This window comes from Roseibium sp. (genome assembly GCF_050301095.1).
In the GTDB taxonomy this organism is placed as follows: Bacteria; Pseudomonadota; Alphaproteobacteria; order Rhizobiales; family Stappiaceae; genus Roseibium.
On record NZ_JBNKYW010000053.1, the window covers coordinates 15228 to 34671 of the forward strand.

Annotated in this window: 18 protein-coding genes; 8 read left to right on the forward strand and 10 right to left on the reverse strand. The window is 60.4% G+C overall.

Going from position 1 to position 19444, the window contains the following annotated elements:
• The first annotated feature begins 137 nt into the window (after positions 1-137).
• On the forward strand, positions 138-947 hold the full coding sequence (locus ACQY7U_RS04555; protein ID WP_428642431.1) for a class I SAM-dependent methyltransferase: 810 nt from the start codon (positions 138-140) through the stop codon (positions 945-947).
• 59 nt (positions 948-1006) lie between these two features.
• Here the strand turns inward: ACQY7U_RS04555 and ACQY7U_RS04560 are convergent, their stop codons facing one another.
• Positions 1007-1891 (reverse strand): LysR family transcriptional regulator, encoded by an 885-nt coding sequence (locus ACQY7U_RS04560; RefSeq protein WP_428642434.1) that lies wholly within the window; start codon positions 1889-1891, stop codon positions 1007-1009.
• A 146-nt stretch (positions 1892-2037) separates the two neighbouring features.
• Between ACQY7U_RS04560 and ACQY7U_RS04565 the strand changes: the two genes are divergently transcribed.
• Positions 2038-2460 carry a GFA family protein gene (locus tag ACQY7U_RS04565; protein WP_428642436.1) on the forward strand — a complete coding sequence of 141 codons (423 nt, stop codon included), beginning with the start codon at positions 2038-2040 and terminating at the stop codon, positions 2458-2460.
• Between the two features lie 345 nt (positions 2461-2805).
• Here the strand turns inward: ACQY7U_RS04565 and ACQY7U_RS04570 are convergent, their stop codons facing one another.
• Positions 2806-3108, reverse strand: coding sequence for a hypothetical protein (locus ACQY7U_RS04570; RefSeq protein WP_428642438.1), 303 nt, complete (start codon positions 3106-3108; stop codon positions 2806-2808).
• 182 nt (positions 3109-3290) lie between these two features.
• Between ACQY7U_RS04570 and ACQY7U_RS04575 the strand changes: the two genes are divergently transcribed.
• Positions 3291-3821 carry a helix-turn-helix transcriptional regulator gene (locus tag ACQY7U_RS04575; protein WP_428642440.1) on the forward strand — a complete coding sequence of 177 codons (531 nt, stop codon included), beginning with the start codon at positions 3291-3293 and terminating at the stop codon, positions 3819-3821.
• A gap of 4 nt (positions 3822-3825) precedes the next feature.
• On the opposite strand, the gene ACQY7U_RS04580 is transcribed toward ACQY7U_RS04575, so the two are convergent.
• From ACQY7U_RS04580 to ACQY7U_RS04600, 5 genes are all read right to left on the reverse strand, one after another.
• Complete coding sequence (locus ACQY7U_RS04580; protein ID WP_428642442.1) at positions 3826-4473, reverse strand: 5-formyltetrahydrofolate cyclo-ligase; 648 nt, start codon at positions 4471-4473, stop codon at positions 3826-3828.
• Positions 4474-4498: 25 nt separating this feature from the next.
• Positions 4499-5608, reverse strand: coding sequence for an HPP family protein (locus tag ACQY7U_RS04585; RefSeq protein ID WP_428642444.1), 1110 nt, complete (start codon positions 5606-5608; stop codon positions 4499-4501).
• A 140-nt stretch (positions 5609-5748) separates the two neighbouring features.
• Positions 5749-6429 (reverse strand): GNAT family N-acetyltransferase, encoded by a 681-nt coding sequence (locus ACQY7U_RS04590; RefSeq protein WP_428642446.1) that lies wholly within the window; start codon positions 6427-6429, stop codon positions 5749-5751.
• Positions 6430-6513: 84 nt separating this feature from the next.
• The gene (locus tag ACQY7U_RS04595; RefSeq protein ID WP_428642449.1) at positions 6514-7137 is read right to left on the reverse strand and encodes a class I SAM-dependent methyltransferase; all 624 of its coding nucleotides are present in this window, start codon (positions 7135-7137) and stop codon (positions 6514-6516) included.
• A gap of 294 nt (positions 7138-7431) precedes the next feature.
• Entirely contained in the window at positions 7432-8454 is a 1023-nt protein-coding gene (locus ACQY7U_RS04600; RefSeq protein WP_428642451.1) for a hypothetical protein, read from the reverse strand.
• Between the two features lie 200 nt (positions 8455-8654).
• Here ACQY7U_RS04600 and ACQY7U_RS04605 point away from each other — a divergent pair, with 200 nt between their 5' ends.
• From ACQY7U_RS04605 to ACQY7U_RS04620, 4 genes are all read left to right on the forward strand, one after another.
• Positions 8655-9815, forward strand: a complete 1161-nt coding sequence (locus ACQY7U_RS04605; protein ID WP_428642453.1) for an exo-alpha-sialidase — start codon at positions 8655-8657, stop codon at positions 9813-9815.
• A gap of 154 nt (positions 9816-9969) precedes the next feature.
• Positions 9970-11364: a PLP-dependent aminotransferase family protein gene (locus ACQY7U_RS04610; protein ID WP_428642455.1), complete on the forward strand. Its 1395-nt coding sequence runs from the start codon at positions 9970-9972 to the stop codon at positions 11362-11364.
• 169 nt (positions 11365-11533) lie between these two features.
• Complete coding sequence (locus tag ACQY7U_RS04615) at positions 11534-11941, forward strand: DUF983 domain-containing protein (protein WP_428642458.1); 408 nt, start codon at positions 11534-11536, stop codon at positions 11939-11941.
• A gap of 257 nt (positions 11942-12198) precedes the next feature.
• On the forward strand, positions 12199-13947 hold the full coding sequence (locus ACQY7U_RS04620) for a tetratricopeptide repeat protein (protein ID WP_428642461.1): 1749 nt from the start codon (positions 12199-12201) through the stop codon (positions 13945-13947).
• A gap of 356 nt (positions 13948-14303) precedes the next feature.
• Here ACQY7U_RS04620 and ACQY7U_RS04625 read toward each other — a convergent pair whose 3' ends face one another.
• The 3 genes from ACQY7U_RS04625 to ndk form a co-directional block, all read right to left on the reverse strand.
• On the reverse strand, positions 14304-16400 hold the full coding sequence (locus tag ACQY7U_RS04625; RefSeq protein WP_428642584.1) for a molybdopterin-containing oxidoreductase family protein: 2097 nt from the start codon (positions 16398-16400) through the stop codon (positions 14304-14306).
• 134 nt (positions 16401-16534) lie between these two features.
• A complete protein-coding gene (locus tag ACQY7U_RS04630; protein ID WP_428642464.1) occupies positions 16535-17644 on the reverse strand; it encodes a YHYH protein in 1110 nt (369 codons plus the stop codon).
• A gap of 162 nt (positions 17645-17806) precedes the next feature.
• Complete coding sequence (gene ndk / locus ACQY7U_RS04635) at positions 17807-18229, reverse strand: nucleoside-diphosphate kinase (RefSeq protein WP_428642467.1); 423 nt, start codon at positions 18227-18229, stop codon at positions 17807-17809.
• A gap of 239 nt (positions 18230-18468) precedes the next feature.
• Here ndk and ACQY7U_RS04640 point away from each other — a divergent pair, with 239 nt between their 5' ends.
• Positions 18469-19335, forward strand: a complete 867-nt coding sequence (locus ACQY7U_RS04640) for a DUF4344 domain-containing metallopeptidase (RefSeq protein ID WP_428642470.1) — start codon at positions 18469-18471, stop codon at positions 19333-19335.
• Positions 19336-19444 lie beyond the last annotated feature (109 nt).

Below are 19444 nucleotides of genomic sequence, written 5' to 3' on the forward strand. Positions count from 1 at the left end.
TTTTGTTCACGTCTGCCTCGGAATTTATGAGAAACAAAAGCTGAGTATAAAACTCTTGTTTTTGCCTATTTAACCTGAGTATATGAGTCAAGATTTATCTTTTAGAACGCTTCCAACCAGTGGCATCGGAGCAGGACATGACAAACACGAACACGATTTCGAACTTCGATTTGCGCGAGGAAATCAGGGACTATTGGGGCAAACGCGCCGAGACATTCGATAGCCTGCCGGGGCATGAAATTTTTTCGGAAGATGAACGGCAGGCCTGGTTTCGTCTTTTAAAAAAGCATCTTGGCGCGGGTGACGGCAGACGGGTTCTGGATCTCGCCTCCGGCACCGGTGTCGTCTCGCATCTGCTCGACGACCTGAAGTTTGACGTCACCGGCATGGACTGGGCCGAGCCGATGCTCGCGCTCGCAAGGGAAAAGGCGCTGGTCCGGCAACGCTCCATTCGCTTCCTGCTCGGCGATGCAGAGCAGACAATGGAGCCATCCGAACACTACGACGCCCTCACTTGCCGTCATCTGGTCTGGACGCTGGTGGATCCGGCAGCAGCCTTTGCCGAATGGCACCGGATCCTGAAACCGGGCGGGTGTTTGCTGGTTGTCGACGGCGATTTTGTCAATCCGGGTCCGGTCGCACGGCTGATTTCGCGGCTTTCCTGCTGGTTCAAGCAAGCCGGGGTCCCCAATCTTGAATGGGCTGACGACGCTGCGGCGGACATGCAGTCCATCCATCGCAGCATTCTTTCAAGGGTCCATTTTTCGAAGGGAGCACGCGCCGAGGCCGTCGCGGCGCTTTTGAAAGAGGCGGGTTTCCGAAAGGTCTCGATCGACACCGATCTGAAAGCCATCCACCGGGCGCAACGCCCGCACCTTCCCTTTTTCAAGGGATGGGAACGGACCACACAACACCGCTACGCCATCTGCGCGGTGAAGGAAGACTGAGACCCGACTTGTTGTCACGAAGAAAGTGCCACGCTTGCCAACGCATGTGACAACACACATCACGCCACCGATACCGTCTCCGCCCGTGACAGAAGCCATTCGACGAAGATCCGTACGGCGGGACGCATCGGGTCCTGCGCCGTCTCCACATAATAGACCCCGAACACCGGTTCGCTGAACAGTTCGACGACCCTGCCCGACGCAAGATCTTCCTTGAAAAACGCACGGGATGTGTAGGTGATGCCGTCTCCCCTGCGCACTCCCTCCATGATGAGGTTGCCCGGCATGTGATGCACCGTCAGAGGTTTGTCAGGAACAACACCGTGACATGTGAACCAGTCCGCGACTTCATTTGTGCCAAGCTCCTGCAACCAGGGCAGCTCCATCAACGAAGCCGGCGTACGAAAATCCCGACCCGCCAGGAGCGACGGGGCGCCGATAACGATCATGTCGGAGATCAGGAGCGCTGGTGTTTCGGGTTGCGGGCGGCGCCGGTCGCGGTACCGGACCGCAACATCGATGCCCCCGGGTTTGAGCTCCACGACCTCGGAAGTGGGATTGAGCATCAAGGTAATTCCCGGGTGGGCATACTGAAAATCCATGACCTTCGGCATCAGCCATTCGGTCGCGAAAGCGGGTGACATGGTCACCTGAACGGGCCGCTCGACCGACGACTCGATCAGTCGCTCAACACCGCGTCCGATGGCTGAAAACCCGATTCCGACGTCGCGCGCCAGGGCCGCGCCGTCTTCGGTCATGCGGATACCCCGGCCATCGCGGATTACGAGGCTAACGCCGAGGCGGCCTTCAAGTGTCTTGATCTGCTGGCTGACAGCGGCATGGGTGACATTGAGCCTCTCCGCCGCAGCGGTATAACTGCCGGTCTCGGCAAGAACCGAAAACGCGCGCAGGCTATTCAGCGGAGGAAGTCTCAACCAGTCCATACTGTAGTTTTTCTTACATGATGCAACGATATTTGAGTCGCATGAAACCGTGAAAAGTTCAAGTATGGTGCCAGAGTAGCAAACTTGAACGTGGCCCTGAAGTTCCGACTTTTAAGGATTTCTAACAAGATTACGCGAGGCAGGCGATGGACACTCAACCGGAAGAACACCAGGGAGGCTGCTACTGCGGCGCCGTCCGGTACGAAATCAGGGGGGCGCCGGCATGGTCCGGGCATTGTCACTGCAGATCCTGTCAGCGCGCATTGGGCGGTGCCTTCGTCACCTGGGCCAAGGTTGCGGCGGAAGACTTCACCGTGACCAGCGGGACCATCAAGATCTGCGAAAAAATGCCGGGCATCAGAAGAGGCTTCTGTGGCGACTGCGGCACGACGCTCACCTACGCGGCGGTTCAGGAGGTCGACGGACAGGACTGGAGCAAGGATGCCTGGTTTGCCGCCGCCACGCTCGACGACCCGTCGATCGTCTCCCCGCAAGCGCATGTCTTCGTCTCCAGGCAACAACCCTGGATCAAGCTGGCAGACGGGCTTCCGGTGTTTGAGGAGTTCTAGGCTACGGCTCCCAGGCATGGAGGATCCGCAACTAGGCGACCGCTTATTCCGTCCGCCTTGCAGGGACCAGGGAGGCGTGGAGAGCTGTCCCGGTCAGGTCATTGCGGCGACAGATGACGAGGTTTGGTAGCCCATGGAGTTCCCCCCCGATCGCCAAAAGGAAAATCCGAGTTTCCGGGACAAGGAAACGCGGCATTGTCTGAAATCGCTCGTCAAAAACCGAGACGGCCTGACGGACACTCTTTCGGCTGCCCCCGCGACAGCGGGCACCAGTCAGCAAGGGCAGCAGAAAGAGCGAAGCAAACCGTTTATCGGCCTCATTCGATACGACGGATCAAAGCCTGATCAGTCATCGTCTCCACGATCATGGTCATTGCTGTCGTGGTCGCTGTTGTCGTTATCGTCGTTGCTATCGTCGCTGCCGTTATCGTCCCCGCTGTCATGATCGTTGTCATTCCGGTCGCTGTGCTCGCGCTCCGAATAGGATCCCGATCCGCGGTGGGAATCGTCAGAATCACGGGTTGAATCGTCGCCTGAATAATCACCCGAAATCAGTTTTTTGAAAAACCCGCCCTTTTCGTCCGCCATCGCCGCCGACGGGCTGGTGAACAGCAGAGCCAGAGCCAGGATCGCCAGAGTGTTTTTCATTTTGCCTCCTCATGCCGCGCGGCATGGTTTCAATCATAGACCGTAACGGCCTTGCCGGCCTGACGCCGAACCGTCCACGGTCAACCATCTTCAGGCGATTGCAATTTGCGTCCATAAGCAGGCGCTTATTCGTAGAGGCTGTGCCGAAGCTTATGTAAGCTCCCTGTACAGGGAGACGCACGATGCCTCACATCCGGTCCGCACTCACATTTCTGGCCTCGAACTGGCGAACCAAAATGCTCGCAGCGGTCATCCTGCTGCAAGTCGTGAGTGCCTGCTTCTTCATCGGGGACGTCTTCTGGGAGTTGACCTCCAGCGGTCTGACCCTGCACACCGCCTTTGAAACCTGCGCGGCCGTCGCACTGGTCTGTGGCGTGATCTTCGGCTTCTTCGAAATGATCCGCATGTACAGGACTTCAAAATTTGCACAAGACGCGCTCCGGATTGCGGCGGACGCCTTCGGCGAGATGATCAGAAGCCGGTTTGACACCTGGAAACTGTCGCCGACCGAGCAGGAAGTCGCGCTCCTCACCCTCAAGGGCTTTGATGTGTCTGAAATTGCAGACCTGCGACGAACGGCCCAAGGCACAGTGCGGGCGCAGCAAACGAGCATCTATTCCAAATCAGGGACGGCGAACCGGGGCCAGTTCGTGTCCTCCTTTATCGATGCCTTGATCGAAACGCCGGTTGCCGGTCGAGCGGCTATCGGTTGACCGGTTATCGGTTTGCCCCTTCCTCCGTCACCACGATGTCCATCGGCACGTCCCAGGGCATCGGGAAAATCGTCGGGATACGGCAAAAGGCAAATCCCACTCCAATAACCAACGGTTTTTCAGGAAAGGCGGCCAGCGTCCGGTCGTAGTAGCCGCCGCCATTGCCCAGGCGAAACCCGTCCCTGTCGACACCGACAAGCGGCGACAGGACCACATCGGGGATGTCCGGTTCCGCCGCAGCGGGAACCGGAATATTCCAGACACCCCGCGTCATCTTGCAGCCGGGATACCAGCGATGGAATTCGACTGGAGCATCCTTCCTGACCACGACGGGCAACAGCACTGTTTTGCCCGCGTCAATCAGTTCGGCCATGAACGAGCGCAAGTCAGGCTCCCCGCGGATCGGCCAATAGGCGGCAACCTTCCGGGCCTTTTCGAAATCCGGCAAGATCCGCAGACGGCAGATGAGAGCGGCCGTCTTTTGTTGCCGCTCCTCGCTCGAAAGACGCTTTCGTTTTTCGACGAGCCGCAGGCGTTCGGATTTCCGGAACCTGTTGACGTCCTGGAATGTCTGTTCGTCTACGATGTGCCCGCCGACCAGTTTGTGAGCGTAGCAAACCGGGTCTCCGGCAAGATTATCCTCGTCATCCATCATCCGAAGTCCCCTCGGTTTCGCTCTATGCCGCCTTTCGCGCACCCCCGGACAAAAGGGCAAGCTCCAATATGTCCGATCTTGTCAGACGGCCTTTCAAAACGCCATTGCGCTCTATCAGGACCTGCTGCACTCCGTGCCGGAGCATGTGAACGACCGCATCGCCGACCGGCGCATCTGCATTGAAAAGCGCATCAGGTGGCCGCATCAGCTTCCCCGCGGAAGCGGCGGGCAAAATCAGCCGCGTGCTCTTTGTCCGGGCAAGTTGATTGAAGACCTCACGTTGCCAGACCATCCCGGCGATGCTGCCATCCTCCTTCAGGACGGGTACCGCCAATTCATCGGTCTGCTGAAACACCCGGACGATTTCGTGAAACGGATCGCCGGCGCCGAAGGCCGTTGTGATCTCCGTCATGACGTCCCCGCAAGTCCTGTCGCCAAAGCGGTGATGGATCGCCTCATCCTCCGCCGCCGCCAGCAGGCGACCCAGATCGACCGCCCCGAGGTTGGCGGACTGATTGAATCTCGCGAGAAGATCCGTCAGTTCTTCCTTGCTCAGCCCGAGACGGGAGAACCCGACGGCAGTTCCTTGCGCGAGCCCTGCCCTGAGCGGATACTTACGTCCGGAAAGCTTGTGATACGCGAGCCCCGCCCCGACCAGAACTGCTGTCATGATTCCGGCATTCAGGCAGATTTCAACCGCACCGGTCCGCTCCAGCAGCCCGGGGTCGAGCGCAATCAGCAAAGCCACCGCCCCGCCGGGAGGATGCAGTGCGCGGCCGAACATCATGGCTGCGAAAGCCATTGCCACACCGACAGCGGGAGCAAATGCGGGATCAAGGAACTTGGCGGCCGCAACACCGCAAACAGCGGCAAGCGTGTTGCCGGCGACTGCCGACCAGGGCTGCGCCAGCGGGCTGTTGGGAACGGCAAAGACAAGGAAGGCGCTGGCCCCGAGCGGAGCAATGAGGAAAACAGGGAAGACATCGGAAAGATTTGCGCCCCATGCAAAGACAGCACAGACCGCAATTCCGGCAAAACCGCCGAGAGTTGCCCTGACCAGATCTTTCCACACCGGCCGCGGCATGGCCGGCGTGAAGATCAGCCGCCACCGGGACAAGTCGCTTCCGTGCATTCAAACCGCCCTTTTCTTATGCAATTGCACAATCATTAGGCGTTCTGTAGCGAAGGCGCGTGGGCCGGCAAACTCTTTTTCGCCGGACCAGGGAAAATGTTTTCCAAGACTGCCCACCCGGACGGTCCGGCCCTTATGGATCAGGTCTCGGAAAAGAACGCCCCCAAGGGTTTCTTCTGCTGTCCTTGGGAATCAAAGTTTTCCGGATCGAGCCAGGCTTCATATCCCGACCTCAGGTCCGGCCACTCCTTGTCGATGACGGAGAACCAGGCCGTGTCCCGGTTCCGCCCTTTGACAATCAGATGCTGGCGGAAGACCCCCTCCTCCTTGAAGCCGAAGCGGAGAGCCGAGCGCTTCGAGGGGACATTATCGTTGTTGCACTTCCACTCGAAGCGCCGGTAGCCCAGATCGTCGAAAACGTATTTCATGAAGAGATAGAGCGCTTCGGTGGCGGCGCGCTTGCGGGCGATCAGCGGCCCCCAGTAGACATTTCCGATCTCGATCACGCCGTTTTGCGTATCGATCCGCATCAGGGTCTGCCGTCCCGCCGTCTTGCCGCTCTCGCGATCGATGACGGCATAGAAAATCGGATCCTGGCTGGCCGCCGCCATGACGAGCCAGTCGTGGAACTCGCTTTCCGAGGCCGGTGGGTATTCGGGCAGCCAGCGAAACCTTTCATCGGCGTCCGGCACCGTGGAGGCCTGAAAAAGGCCAAGACCATGATGCGCCGGATCGAGATGCTCCAGCCTCACATAGCGGCCTTCGAAAATGCGCCGCTCCGGCCGGGAACGCGGTTTCCAGTTGCTGAGATCTTCGGACATCACGGGACTCCCAATCGGCACCGGCGCGAGGTCCGGCATTATGAGGCAACTTCGCAGACCTTGAAAAATGCGGCAAGCGGAACGTCAGGCAATCCGGCGCAAGACACTGAACTGAAAGCTTTGTTCGGCACCCCAGGGGGTCTTGTGAACATAACTGCGCTCGTCGACCAGCTCGAAGTCCGGCCCGAGGACCTTTGCAAGAGCTTCCGGATTATAGCGGACCACGGGCAATCCGCTGCAGCGCTCCGGCCCATCGGGCGCAAAGGTTGCGATGATGACCAGTCCGCCGGGATTTAGCGCCTGCTTGAGGCGGGTTACATAGGCGGTCCTGTCGGCGGCATCGGTCAGAAAATGAAAGGCAGCCCGGTCGTGCCAGATGTCATAGGTGCTGACCGGTGTCCATCTGGTCACGTCTTCAGCGATCCACTCGATGGCTCGGGCCGCTGGTCCGATCCGCTTTTTTGCGACATCCAGCGCAGCTGACGAAAGATCCAGGACGGCAATTTCGTGGAATTTGCCTTCGGCAAGCAAGGCATCCACCAGCCGCGAGGCACCACCACCGATGTCGATCAGGGAGTGCTTGTCCGCTCCGTATCTGGAGATGAGGTCAAGGGATACGTCCGCATTCGCTTCAAACCAGCTGACGTCCGTCTCCGCCTTGACGGTGTAGACGTTTTCCCAATGGCTCTGCCTGGAAGGCTCTGACATTCCTCACCAACTTCAATCAATACCGCGTTCATCAGCACCTCTCGGGTGTCCAACCCGAAGAGCAAGCACCTTTGGCTGCGCGTACCCGGCCCCATGTGAGCAAGGCTGGAACGGATAATACGTCGGCACTTCCTGAAAAGTATATGCAAGACCGATCAGCAGCCCCTGTGTCACGGTGTCGTAGGTGAAATCGAAGTCGAGGTCGAAACAGCAGGCCGGCGGGAAAGACACAGCCGGACAGGGTGGACGCGAACACTGTGCCCCTCCCCTGTCCGTATCGCGTTGAGAGGGTTTTCAAAAACTGCGCGACCAGTTCACAAAGGCCGCATCCATGGCTTTTGCTTTCCTTTGCAGTTCCTGCTGCAGAAAGATGAAGGCACGGGTGGTATCAGATGCCACCGGTGCCCAAATCTCCGCACCCAGGCTTCCATAGACGCTGGCATAGACCTCGTCGCGCTCCGGGCCGCCGAAAAAGCCGGTCTGCTCACGAACGAACCGGTCCGTAATCCGGTCGACTTCCCGCTGCATGGGTTCGCGCACCTTGCTGTCGATATCCAACGGCGGCGCCAGAACCATCTCTCCGTAGCGACCACAATTCTTTATCGACTTGCCAAGTGTCGAAGCATAGTCGGCAAGGGTTGTTTCTATCAGGCGCTTGGCGGCCTCGGTCTTGATCTGGCGCTCAAATTCCTCCCGCTGCCTGTTTTCCGCCTGCGAACCAAAAGACCCGATGAGAAAACCGAGAGCCGGTCCGGTTCTGAGAACGCCCCCCATGGCAAGTGCGGGAATCTTGGATACCGAAGACCAGTGTTCCCGTCCGTTGTGCCACTCGGTGACAATCGCTCCGAGGCAGCCGATCAATCCGCGTATCGGGATGCCGAGACAGACTTCAATGGCGGTTTTCTCCGCAAACGTCAGCGCAACCGTGGATGCTTTAAGGCCGCTGGCTTGCCAACTGGCGCGCAAGGCCTGAACCAGGGCATTCGCTTCCGCCGCTGCCGCGCCTTCGGTTGCCACGGCGGCACCGGCGGCTCCTTCCGCGGCTGCCGTCCCGGCGGCAGCCCCCCGGAACAACGCACCCATGATCAATCCGCCGACATACATAGTGCAAAGGGCAACACAACCTGCAAAAACAGCGTTTCTTGCGGCCTGAATGTGCGCGGCGGTCTTGTAGTGCCCGGCAGCCTCAACCTGCGCGGTGTAAATGTAGACCTGTGCCTTAATATACTTGTCTGCTTTTCTGCCAGCTTCGGCGGCCTGCGCGGCAACTGCGAATTCAACAACCGATTTCAGAAAGTCATCAAAACGAGACGGCATTTGATTTTCTCCGCTTCTTTCGCCCGCCTTCATTTGGCCACAATTCTGAACTGCCCGTTGTGATCTGGATTACAGTTTCCATTCATTGAAAACCGCGGACATCCGCGGAACCCCAAAGTCCGCCGCTCCGGCACAATCTGGCATTTCAAACGGCGGCCACCGCATCCATGGTATCCTTCGCCTGATTGGAGGGTAGCGGGATGGCTGAAGGGACATTGACCATATTGGCCGGTACGACCAAGGGAGCATTCCTGGTGTCGGGCGGGGTGAAGCGGCATGGCTGGAAGGTCAGTGGACCCTTCTGCGACGGCTGGCCGATCAATCACGTCATCGGCGACCCCGGGACCGGCACGCTCTACGCCGGCGGCGGCGGAGACTGGAACGGCGCCGGTGTCTGGCGCTCGGAAGACGGCGGTGCAAGCTGGGAGCTTACCCGCCTCACCAAGGGCACTCTGGACGACTGGGCCGCGAACGACCCGGAAACGGCCAAATTCCTCAACTGGACCCCGGAACCGCTACCTTTCGAAGATGATTTTTCTCAAATCTGGTCACTCGGGCTGGCAGGGAACACAGTTTATGCCGGCACCAAACCGGCGCGCTTTCTGGCCAGCAGGGACGGTGGCCGAACCTTCGAACATCTGGATGCTCTTGCCAATCATCCGTCCGCGGAGAGCTGGAACCCGGGCGCGGCAGGCCTTGTGCTGCACACGATCGTTTCCGATCCGGCCCATCCGGAAAAGCTATGGATCGGCATTTCGGCGGCTGGCGTCTTTGCAAGCGAGGATGGCGGCCGAAGCTGGGAACGGCGCAACCGCCTTTCGAACGCGGCGGCCTGCGAGGGCCATGCGCATCCGGCGGCTCCGCGCGACGGAGAGACCGGGCTTTGCGTTCACAACATGATGCGGGCACCGGGGGACGGCGACATTCTCTACCAGCAGAACCACCATGGCGTCTGGCGCTCCGCCGATGGCGGGCGCAGCTGGGACGACATCACCGAGGGCCTGCCTTCCACCTTCGGGTTCCCGATCCGTGTCCACCCGAGAGATCCGCAGACGGTCTGGACACTGCCGCTGAATGGAGATGCGCAAGGCCGTTATCCGCCGGATGCGGCCGCTGCCGTCTGGAAATCGACCGACAGCGGGCGGACCTGGCAGGCCAAGCGCAAGGGCCTGCCCCAGGAGGCCTGTTATTTCACCGTGCTGCGTCAGGCGATGGCGGGCGATACCCGCGACCCGGCCGGGCTCTATTTCGGCACCAACACCGGCTCCATCTTCGCCAGCCTCGACGAGGGCGAGAGCTGGCAGGAAATTGCCCGGCACCTGCCGACGGTGCTGTCGGTCGAGGTGCTGGAGCGGGAGTAGGTCGATTTATTTTCCCGCCGGAAAGGAGTTGCATCGGACCACTGTCGTCAAACGCTTCTCCCGTCATCCCGGACAATCACAGAGTTGGTGACAAACCAGCCCCCAGACGATATACAGTCATTATACAGTCAATTTTAGAGAGATCGACCCATAAATGACCGACTGGTGCCCCGACCTGACCGGCAGCAACGCACCTCGCTATCTTGCCATTGCAGATGCCATCGATGCGGACATCCGGAAGGGCAAGTTGAAACAGGGGGACCGGCTGCCCGCACAGAGGCAACTCGCGGGCCTGCTGGACCTGGACTTCACCACGGTCGCGCGCGGCTATGCGGAGGCCCGCCGCCGTGGCATCATCTCTTCTCAGGTCGGCAGCGGTACCTACGTCACCCCCCCCTCCTCCGCGCGCACCACCTCGTCCGCGACTTCGGATCCACGCCGGCCTCGCACACCCGACCCTACAATGAACCTGCCGCCGGAGGTGCAGGCCCCGGATTTGATCGAGCGGCTTCAGCAAGGTTTTGCGTCGCTCTCCGCCGATCTGGTTCCCCTGATGCGTTATCAGACGCTCGAAGCGTCGGAACCGGATCGCCAAGCTGCCTGTTCATGGCTGAGCGGCGTGGGACTTTCGCCGGAACCGGAAGCGATCCAGTTTTCTCCGGGCGCCCAGGCGGCGCTGAGCGGCATTCTTGCGGCAATCGCCTCACCGGGTGACCGGATCGCCTGTGAAGAGATCACCTATCCCGGCATCCGCTCGATCTGCGCCCAGCAACATCTGGAACTTCAGGGCCTGAAAACGGATAGCGACGGCATCGATCCGGACGCCTTTCAAGCCGCCTGCCTGTCCGGCACCCTGAAGGCGCTTTACGTTAACCCGACCTTGCAAAACCCGACCACGCGCACGGTTCCTCACGCCCGGCGCAGGGCGCTGGCGGCAATCGCCCGAAAGCACGCCGTACCGATCCTGGAGGACGATGCTTATGGCCAGCTCAGCCGGACTGCCTCTCCGCCCTTTGCGGCGATTGCGCCCGAGTTGACCTGGTATATCGGTTCGCTGGCGAAGTCTCTCGGCGCCGGACTGCGGCTTGCTTATGTTCTTGCGCCCGACAAAAACGCCGCCTGGCAGTTTTCCCGCGCAGTCCGGACTTTCAGCGTGATGACCTCACCTCTCTCCACAGCGCTGGCAACCCGTTGGATCGAAGACGGAACGGCGGAAGCGCTGCTCGCATATCTTCGCAAGGAGTGCACCGCCCGCCAGACGCTGGCGGCCGGCATACTGAAAGACCAGACCTTCGAGGCCGATCCCGACGGTTTCCATCTCTGGCTCCGGCTTCCGGCAGGCTGGACCCGGTCCAGCCTTGCCGGACAGATGCGTGGCCAACCCATCGGCATTGCGGAAAGCGATGCCTTCACGGTCTCGGGAACCGCGCCGGAGGCGGTGCGGGTTTGCCTTGGCGGACCGCTGGACAGGACCGGGTTGAAAGAGGCGCTGGAGGTCATGGCCCGCACCTTGCAGGCCTCACCGCAAAGCGCCTCCGCCTTCTTTTGATCACCGCAAACCAGCGGCGGCCAGCGCCCGCGGCCAATTTGCCGCAGCCTGGGGACTTGCTTTGCCGGAATCATTTTCTATTTTGATTGCATTCATTTCCTGTCATTATAGCATTGACTGACAGGGCATCTGCCTCAATCCCATCGCGGTCCGGCACAAAGGGCACACCATGACAACAACACAAGACTGGCCCAAACTTCCTCCTGTCCAAACCGGCATCAGGGGCCGTTGCCCGCGATGCGGTGAAGGCCGGATGTTCGACGGATTTCTGACACTGAAGCCGAAATGCGATCATTGCGGTCTCGATTACAGTTTCGCCGATCCGGCGGACGGCCCGGCCTTCTTCGTCATCTGCTTCGGCTGCGTGCCCGCCGTTGCCTTCGGCATCTGGCTGGAGATCGCTTTCCAGGCCCCCTACTGGGTGCATCTCATCACCACCCTGCCGCTGATACTGCTCACCTGCATTCCCCTCCTCCGCCCCCTGAAAGGCTGGCTGGTGGCAAGCCAGTATTTTTACAAGGCGCAGGAAGGCCGGCTGGTCACGCCGGACATGAACGCCCAGGAGAGTCAGAGCTGATATCCAGGAGCCCCATACCGGATATCAGACTGACTTGACTGTGGCAGGCGGTGCTAGCGGACGGGCGATGCACCGCCTTTTTTGTGCGCCCCGATCAAGGTGCGACAACACCGGTTCAAGCATGTCGGTGATGATTTGACGGGGTGTATTTCCGCCGCTGCAGCGCGGAAGGGACGGCAGCGTAATTATCTGTTTTAGTGACCCCGCGGAGAGCTCCTATGCAATAATCAGGAGAAATTCGCTTGGGAGGCCCACGGATGGCACGCCGTTTGGCGGCAATAATCGCAGCCGACATGGTCAGTTACTCGCGCCTGATGGCCGCCGACGAGGAAGGCACGCTCGCCCGCCTGCAGAAACTTCGTCGTGAGCTGATCGACCCGGCGATTGCAGAAGCCGGCGGAGAGATCGTCAAGCTGACCGGCGACGGCATGCTCGCTCTTTTCGACTCGGTCGTTGCTGCGGTGGAGGCCGGGGTTGCGGTGCAGAACGCGCTTTTGACCGCTGAGGCGTCGGAACCCGCGGATCGCCGCATCGCCTTTCGCATCGGCATTCATGTCGGGGATATTCTTCTCGACGCGGGGGACATTTACGGCGACGCCGTCAACATCGCGGCGCGCCTGGAAGGAATTGCGCCCGCCTGCGGCATCGTGCTCTCCGAAGATGCCTGGCGTCAGGTCGACGGCAAGGTCGATGTTGTCTTCACCGATGGTGGAGAGCAGACGTTGAAAAACATTCCCCGCCCCATGCGGATCTACCGTATCGAACTCGCAATGGAGCCGGCGGGCACGCTTCCTGTTCCGGACCTCACGCCACCCGACAAGCCGTCGATCGCGGTGCTTCCCTTCCAGAACATGTCAGGCGATCCGGATCAGGAGTTCTTCGCCGACGGCATGTCGGAGGACATCATCACCGCTCTCTCGAAGCTGCGCTGGTTCTTCGTGATCGCCCGCAACTCGACATTCTCCTACAAGGGCAGTTCGCCGGACATCCGCAATGTCGCTCGCGAACTCAACGTGCGCTACGTCCTGGAAGGCAGCGTACGCCTGGCCGGCGGCCGGGCGCGCATCACGGCGCAGCTGATTGACGGAGAAACCGGCAATCATCTCTGGGCCGAGCGCTATGACCGTCAGATGACCGATATCTTCGCGGTGCAGGACGACATAACCGAAAGCGTCGTGGGAGCAATCGGACCGCAGCTCCAGGCGGCCGAGATCCATCGCATCCAGAGCAAACCGCCGGAAAGCCTTGACGCCTGGGGCTGCGTGATCCGTAGCCTTTGGCATCTAGGACGGCAAACAGGCGAGGACACCGACGAGGCGTGCCGACTTCTGCGTCAGGCAATCGCAACAAGCCCCGGCTATGCCAAGGCACACAGTGTCCTTGCCTTTGCGGAATCGCGGCGCCTGTTCTTCGGGGCGGACTTCGACACCACGGTCGCCGCGGCCCGGGAAATCGCCCGCGTTTCCCGCGAACTCGACGACGACGATCCATGGAGCCACTTTGCCTCGGGTTATGTCGAGTGTTTCACCGGCCGCTATGACGACGCCATCGCCTGGTATCGCAGGGCAATTGAGCTCAACGAGAACTTTGCGCTGGCCCATGGCAATGTCGCGGCGGCGCTTGCCCTGGGCGGTCACCCCGACGAGGCTATTCAGGCTGTCGAGCGGGCGCTCAGAATGAGTCCGCGCGATCCCTTCAACTTTTCCTACCTGCATTTCGCCGGGCTCGCCTATTTCGCAGCCGGGCGTTACGCCGAAGCCGTCGCCGCGGAGGAACGGGCGCTGCGCGAGCGGCCCAATTTCGCCACCGCGATGCGCTGTCTTGCGGCCTGCCACGCAGCGCTCGGCCAGATCGACAAAGCGCAGGCGGCGATCGCCGAAGCCCTGCGGCTCGCACCGGGCAGCACCGTCCAGCGGGATGCTTACGGCCAGGTTGCCTACGCGCAAGCCGAAGACCGCAAACGCTACGCCGAAGCCTTGCAAAAGGCGGGCCTCCCGGAAAAATGATCGTGCGGGGCTTTACTCCTGTGGGAAGGCCGGCAGATCACGCCGGACATGAACGCCTGGAATCTCAGACCTGACATTCAGGGGCCCCATGCCGAATACCAGACTGGCTTGTGGGTGGCAGGCAGTGCGAGCGGACGGGTGATGCACCGCCTTTTCTCTTCAAATTCCGCAAGAGACCTGGAGCTAGCGGCCCATCCTTCGAGACGGCCTTCCGGCCTCCTCAGGATGAGGCGGTAGAGAGGGCAGACTTCAGCGAAGCAGCGCACTCGTCCTCATCCAGAGGAAGTGCGAAGCACTGTCTCGAAGGATGGGCCGCAAACTCACAAACTACGCCCCGACAACCCGCAGCATTGGTCTTATGCCGCTCGCACCCACACTGCCGTATCGTGAAACGCCGCGCCGCCGTATGGAGCCACCGGGTCGGCGCCGATGAGCGTGTTGATGCCGCGACCGTCCTCGAAAGCATCGTTCGGCCAGATGCCCTCGGAGATCACCGTGCCGGGGGCGACGGTCTCCACGAGCCGCGCATGAAGCGTCACCACGCCGCGTGTGTTGCCCATCTTCACCTTGGCGCCATCCTCGATGCCGAACCGGGTCGCGTCTTCCGGGCGTATCCAGACTTCCGGACGGCCTTCTTTCTTCCGGGAACTGTCGGTTTCGTTGAACGTGGAATTGAGGAAAGAGCGCGCCGGAGAGGTCGCCAGGCGCAGCGGGTGCTCTTCGCTTGCCAGCTCGATGCTGTCCCACTGATCGGGCAGTTGCGGCATGATCCTCCACGGCCCGAAGGGCTCGCCGTCCGGCTTGTTGGGCGCGGCGGAGCGGCCCCAGTCCGGCCTGAAGTGGAACCTGCCGTCCGCGTGGCCGAAGCCGGTCAGGTAATGGGCGGTCTCGAAATCCGGCTGCAGGTCGATCCATTTGGATGCTTCGAGTTCTTCTAGCGTGCCATAACCGGAATTCCGAAGCATCCAGTCGATATGGTCGCGTGCGCTCATATCGGTGCCCGGGTGATATTTTGAATCAACGCGCCTGGCGATCTCATTGAGAACAAAAAGATTTTCGCGTGGTCCATCCGGCGCGTCAACGGCCTTCGGACCCAGCATAAGGTACTGATGACCGCCGCCCTTGTAGATGTCGTCGTGCTCCAGGAACTGGGTGGCGGGCAGGACGATGTCAGCCATCTGCGCGGTTTCGGTCATGAACTGCTCGTGCACGACGGTGAAGAGATCTTCCCGTGCAAAGCCTTCCCGCACCAGATCCTGCTCCGGAGTAACGGACATCGGGTTGGTGTTCTGGATCAGCATCGCCTTGACCGGCCCTCCCCCGAGGAGCGCCGTCTCGTCACCGGTCAGGATACGGCCGATCAGGCTCTGGTCGAGGGCGCGGATGGACGGGTCCCTCAAGGACGTCGCCTCGATCATCTCCTTGTTGAGCTCGTAGATGGCGCCGTTGTTGTGGAAGGCGCCGCCGCCCTCATACTGCCAGCAGCCGGTCACCGCGGCGATGGAGGCTGCCGCATGCATGCCGACCGCGCCGTTGCGCGAGCGGGTAAAGCCATAGCCCAGGCGGAAGAAGGTCTTCTTCACCTCACCGATCAGCCGTGCCACCTCTTCGATCTGGCTAACCTTCAGACCGGTGATAGCGGCAGCCCATTCCGGCGTCTTGTCCTTCAGGTGCGCTTCCAGCTCCTCAGGGCAATCGGTGTATTTTTCCAAGTAAGCCCGGTCGGCAAAACCGTCGCGGAAGAGGACATGCATGATGGCGCAGGCAAGTGCCGCATCCGTGCCCGGTTTCAGGATCAGGCCGATATCGGCCTGCTTCATCGTTTCGGTCTGGTAGACGTCGACGACGATGATCTTCGCGCCGCGTTTCTTGCGGGCCGCGATGGCATGGGTCATCACGTTGACCTGGGTCGCCACCGGATTGGTGCCCCAGATCACGATCTGGTCGGACACGGCCATTTCGCGCGGATCAGGTCCGGCAAGCTTGCCGGTTCCGGCGACATAACCGGTCCAGGCCATGTTGGTGCAGAAGCTGTCGAACTGGCGTGAATAACCCTTGATGTGGCGCAGCCGATGGATGCTGTCGCGCTGAACCAGCCCCATGGTGCCGGCGTAGTGATAGGGCCAGACGCTTTCCGCACCGAATTCGGCCTCCACCGCCAGGAACTTTTCCGCGATCAGATCAAGCGCTGCCTCCCAGGAAATCTCCTCGAACCGGCCTTCGCCCTTCTTGCCCACCCGACGCAGCGGCTTCATGAGGCGCTCCGGATGATAGAGCCGCTCGGCATAGCGGGCGACCTTGGCGCATATGACACCGGCGGTATAGTCGTTTTCCTTGGAGCCGTTGAGGCGCCTGACATCGCCGTGCGGGTAGAAATGAACCTCCAGCGCGCAGGTCGACGGGCAGTCGTGCGGACAGGCGGAAAAGGTGCTTTTGGGAGGCTGCTGGGTCATCTCGGTCCACTCGGCTGACGTCGTGCCAAGGTTATGAAGAACAAGAAGAGGCGCCGTCAAGCGCCTCAATTGTCCTCGTAACAATATGGGGATGCCGGCCCGAACTTGCCAACGCCAATCCCAAACCCGGGTATTCAGCTACCGCTGCAAGGCGCCCTGCCACCCGGAGGTCTTGCCCCTTGGGGGCCGCCATGGCGCGGACCGAGCCCCTGCGGCGGCGGACGCCCTCCGGGCAGAAACTGCGGCGGACGGCCGCCCTGCGACTGAATGAGCGTCACGGCAGCTTCGCTGTTGTCGCTCATTGCGGCGAAGTCGATCGTCGCAGGTTTGTCTTCCGGCTCGACACCCTCGTTTTCCGCCCGCCGCTTCAAGCGCATGAAACTCCGGTCAGGTGACCCCATCCAGCAGCGCGGGATGAAGGGAAACGTATCTGTCAGGACGTAGTGATAGGTACCGTGCGGATATTCCGGTGTGACCGCGAAACGGCCATTGCATTGGTCGAGATCGCCAGCGCCGGCCACATAAGTCCAGTCCTGCGTGAATTTGCCGTTGTAGCGCCCGCCCGGGCCGCCCGGCCGGGCACCGTTTTTCACTCGGTAGCTGCTTTTCAGCTTCTTCATCCGGGATTTCTTCTGCGGGTCGGAATAGCCGTAGGGTCCGTAGATCGGAAACCCGTCTGCGGCATAGCCGATCATGGCAGGAACGGAATTGCCGCCGCTTGCCGCGACAACGCCAGTCGGGACCCCGTGATAATGGTAGGTGCCGTCGGGCTGCACATGGGCATTGTATTTGTCGAGGCCCAGCTTGCAGGCGCCGCCCAGCGCTTCGTAATTCCAGCCCGACCGCCGGTTGTTCTGCCAGAATTCGGCCGTGCCCGGATCCATCACCACGCCGTTGACGGCAATCCCGAAGACAGAACCATGCGCATTGGTCGCCCTGCCGGTCTTGCGTGGAACCAGAGGCACTTTTAAATTGTAGTTCTTCTTGGAGATCCGGTGTGGATTGTTGCGGTTCGGAAACCGCCCCGGCGGTTTGACGGGATAACCGTTGCCCTGAATGTGCCGGGTATTGCCGTCAACGGTTATATCCGCGGAAGCTTCTGCTTCGGGCAGGAAAAGGTTCCAGAATTCATCACTCAGATGGCTGTGTTCGGCAGGCTCTTCTCCGCTTATCGGAGCCGAGCTGTCATGTGCGGCTGCCGGAAACGCAATCAGTGCACCGGCGAGCGCCAGTTTAAAGCGCATACTGTCTCTCCCAATCCAATGCCACGACAATTTCAATATGCCGTACCGGATCCCGGAAGGCTGTCGCCCAATTGTGGGAATGTGTATCAGGCTGTAACCGGGACAGAATGCAAAAAGCCGGCCCCGAGGGACCGGCTTTCCGAACAAATGTCCGATTTTGGCTTAGCCGACGATTTCGGTGCCGGAGAACCAGAAAGCGATTTCCTGGGCAGCGGTTTCAGCAGCGTCGGATCCGTGGACGGAGTTTTCGCCGATGGACAGGGCGAATTCCTTGCGGATAGTGCCTTCGGCAGCTTCTGCCGGATTGGTCGCGCCCATGACTTCACGGTTTTTCGCGACGGCGTCTTCGCCTTCCAGAACCTGAACGACGGTCGGGCCGGACGACATGAACTCGGTCAGTTCACCAAAGAACGGACGTTCCTTGTGAACGGCATAGAAAGCTTCGGCTTCGCGCAGGGACATCCACACGCGCTTGGAAGCAACCACGCGCAGGCCGGCTTCTTCCAGCTTGGCGGTGATGGCGCCGGTCAGATTGCGCTTGGTGGCGTCCGGCTTGATCATGGAAAACGTGCGTTCAATCGCCATGTTATCGTCTTTCTCGTTTCGGGAGCGATCAGGCGGAGCTGCCGGACCGGTCAATTCAAATTTCGCGGCCTTAATAACGGGGGGCTGGCCTGCCCGCAAGGGGGCGCCGACATGACATTTTGAAGTCAATCGGCCGCGAGCAAGCGTTAATCCTGCTGGCAAAGACGGATCGGCGCGAATATTCTGGGCTCAATCAGCGCGTATGCGGTTACCGCACTTCAGAGAAAGCCCTCAAATCAATGACAAAATTGGCTGCCCTCGTCCACCGACTGCCCCAATACCTTGGAACGGCGGCTCTGCTTCTGTGGCTTGGGACCTTCGGCTTTCAGAACCCGGCCTCGGCGCGGGAGGGACGAGATCTTGAAAAACTGCTCGCAGACCTGTCCACGGAAGACTTGAACGAACTGTTCGTCTTTGTCGCCGGCAACACGCTCTTCACGCTCTATCACGAGAGCGGGCACATGCTGGTCTCGGAGTTGGGTCTGCCGGTCCTGGCCCAGGAAGAGGATGCCGTAGATAATCTTGCGACCGTTTCCATGCTTGCCGCAGGCTCGGAAGACATGGACCTTTTCCTGACCAACGCCATGGTGGGCTGGTTCCTGATCGCGGACGAAAATTACGACAACCTTGTCTTCTACGACGAGCACGATCTGGACCAGCAGCGTGGTTATCGCATGCTGTGCCTGATGGTCGGGTCCGATGAAGAGGCTTTCATCGACCTCGCTCTGGAACTTGGACTGCCGGAAGAGCGGATTGAGACCTGCAGCATCGACTACGAACAGGTATCTGCCTCCTGGGAAGTGACCACTGACCCGTTCGTGCGTGACAGCGAAACGCCTGCGGGCAAAATCAAGATCGTATACGACCCGGCTCAGGCGGACTTGGAACCGCTTGCTCTCTTCCTGAAGGAGAGCACCCTGATGGAGCTGGTTGCGCGGGAAATCGACACGTTTTACCAGCTGCCCGAGATGATCACCTTCCGGGCCAAGACATGCGGAATGGAAAACGCCTTCTGGGATCCCGACACGCGAGAGGTCATTCTCTGCCACGAATTGCTGGCGGGCTTTGCGGAACTTTACCTGGATAGCCTAGCAGCGGAAGACTGAGCATTCTTCCAAGCGGTATCGAACGACAGAAAGGCATGTCCGGAATTGAAGATTGCCGGGCATGCTGTGCAGCATTGCCACAGCCCGCTCCGTTCTCTGCGCCGGCCCG

Coding starts and splice junctions, on each gene's coding strand:
- ACQY7U_RS04555 (WP_428642431.1), top strand. CDS start 138: ATGACAAACACGAACACGATTTCGAACTTCGATTTGCGCGAGGAAATC.
- ACQY7U_RS04560 (WP_428642434.1), bottom strand. CDS start 1,891: ATGGACTGGTTGAGACTTCCTCCGCTGAATAGCCTGCGCGCGTTTTCG.
- ACQY7U_RS04565 (WP_428642436.1), top strand. CDS start 2,038: ATGGACACTCAACCGGAAGAACACCAGGGAGGCTGCTACTGCGGCGCC.
- ACQY7U_RS04570 (WP_428642438.1), bottom strand. CDS start 3,108: ATGAAAAACACTCTGGCGATCCTGGCTCTGGCTCTGCTGTTCACCAGC.
- ACQY7U_RS04575 (WP_428642440.1), top strand. CDS start 3,291: ATGCCTCACATCCGGTCCGCACTCACATTTCTGGCCTCGAACTGGCGA.
- ACQY7U_RS04580 (WP_428642442.1), bottom strand. CDS start 4,473: ATGGATGACGAGGATAATCTTGCCGGAGACCCGGTTTGCTACGCTCAC.
- ACQY7U_RS04585 (WP_428642444.1), bottom strand. CDS start 5,608: ATGCACGGAAGCGACTTGTCCCGGTGGCGGCTGATCTTCACGCCGGCC.
- ACQY7U_RS04590 (WP_428642446.1), bottom strand. CDS start 6,429: ATGTCCGAAGATCTCAGCAACTGGAAACCGCGTTCCCGGCCGGAGCGG.
- ACQY7U_RS04595 (WP_428642449.1), bottom strand. CDS start 7,137: ATGTCAGAGCCTTCCAGGCAGAGCCATTGGGAAAACGTCTACACCGTC.
- ACQY7U_RS04600 (WP_428642451.1), bottom strand. CDS start 8,454: ATGCCGTCTCGTTTTGATGACTTTCTGAAATCGGTTGTTGAATTCGCA.
- ACQY7U_RS04605 (WP_428642453.1), top strand. CDS start 8,655: ATGGCTGAAGGGACATTGACCATATTGGCCGGTACGACCAAGGGAGCA.
- ACQY7U_RS04610 (WP_428642455.1), top strand. CDS start 9,970: ATGACCGACTGGTGCCCCGACCTGACCGGCAGCAACGCACCTCGCTAT.
- ACQY7U_RS04615 (WP_428642458.1), top strand. CDS start 11,534: ATGACAACAACACAAGACTGGCCCAAACTTCCTCCTGTCCAAACCGGC.
- ACQY7U_RS04620 (WP_428642461.1), top strand. CDS start 12,199: ATGGCACGCCGTTTGGCGGCAATAATCGCAGCCGACATGGTCAGTTAC.
- ACQY7U_RS04625 (WP_428642584.1), bottom strand. CDS start 16,400: ATGACCCAGCAGCCTCCCAAAAGCACCTTTTCCGCCTGTCCGCACGAC.
- ACQY7U_RS04630 (WP_428642464.1), bottom strand. CDS start 17,644: ATGCGCTTTAAACTGGCGCTCGCCGGTGCACTGATTGCGTTTCCGGCA.
- ndk (WP_428642467.1), bottom strand. CDS start 18,229: ATGGCGATTGAACGCACGTTTTCCATGATCAAGCCGGACGCCACCAAG.
- ACQY7U_RS04640 (WP_428642470.1), top strand. CDS start 18,469: ATGACAAAATTGGCTGCCCTCGTCCACCGACTGCCCCAATACCTTGGA.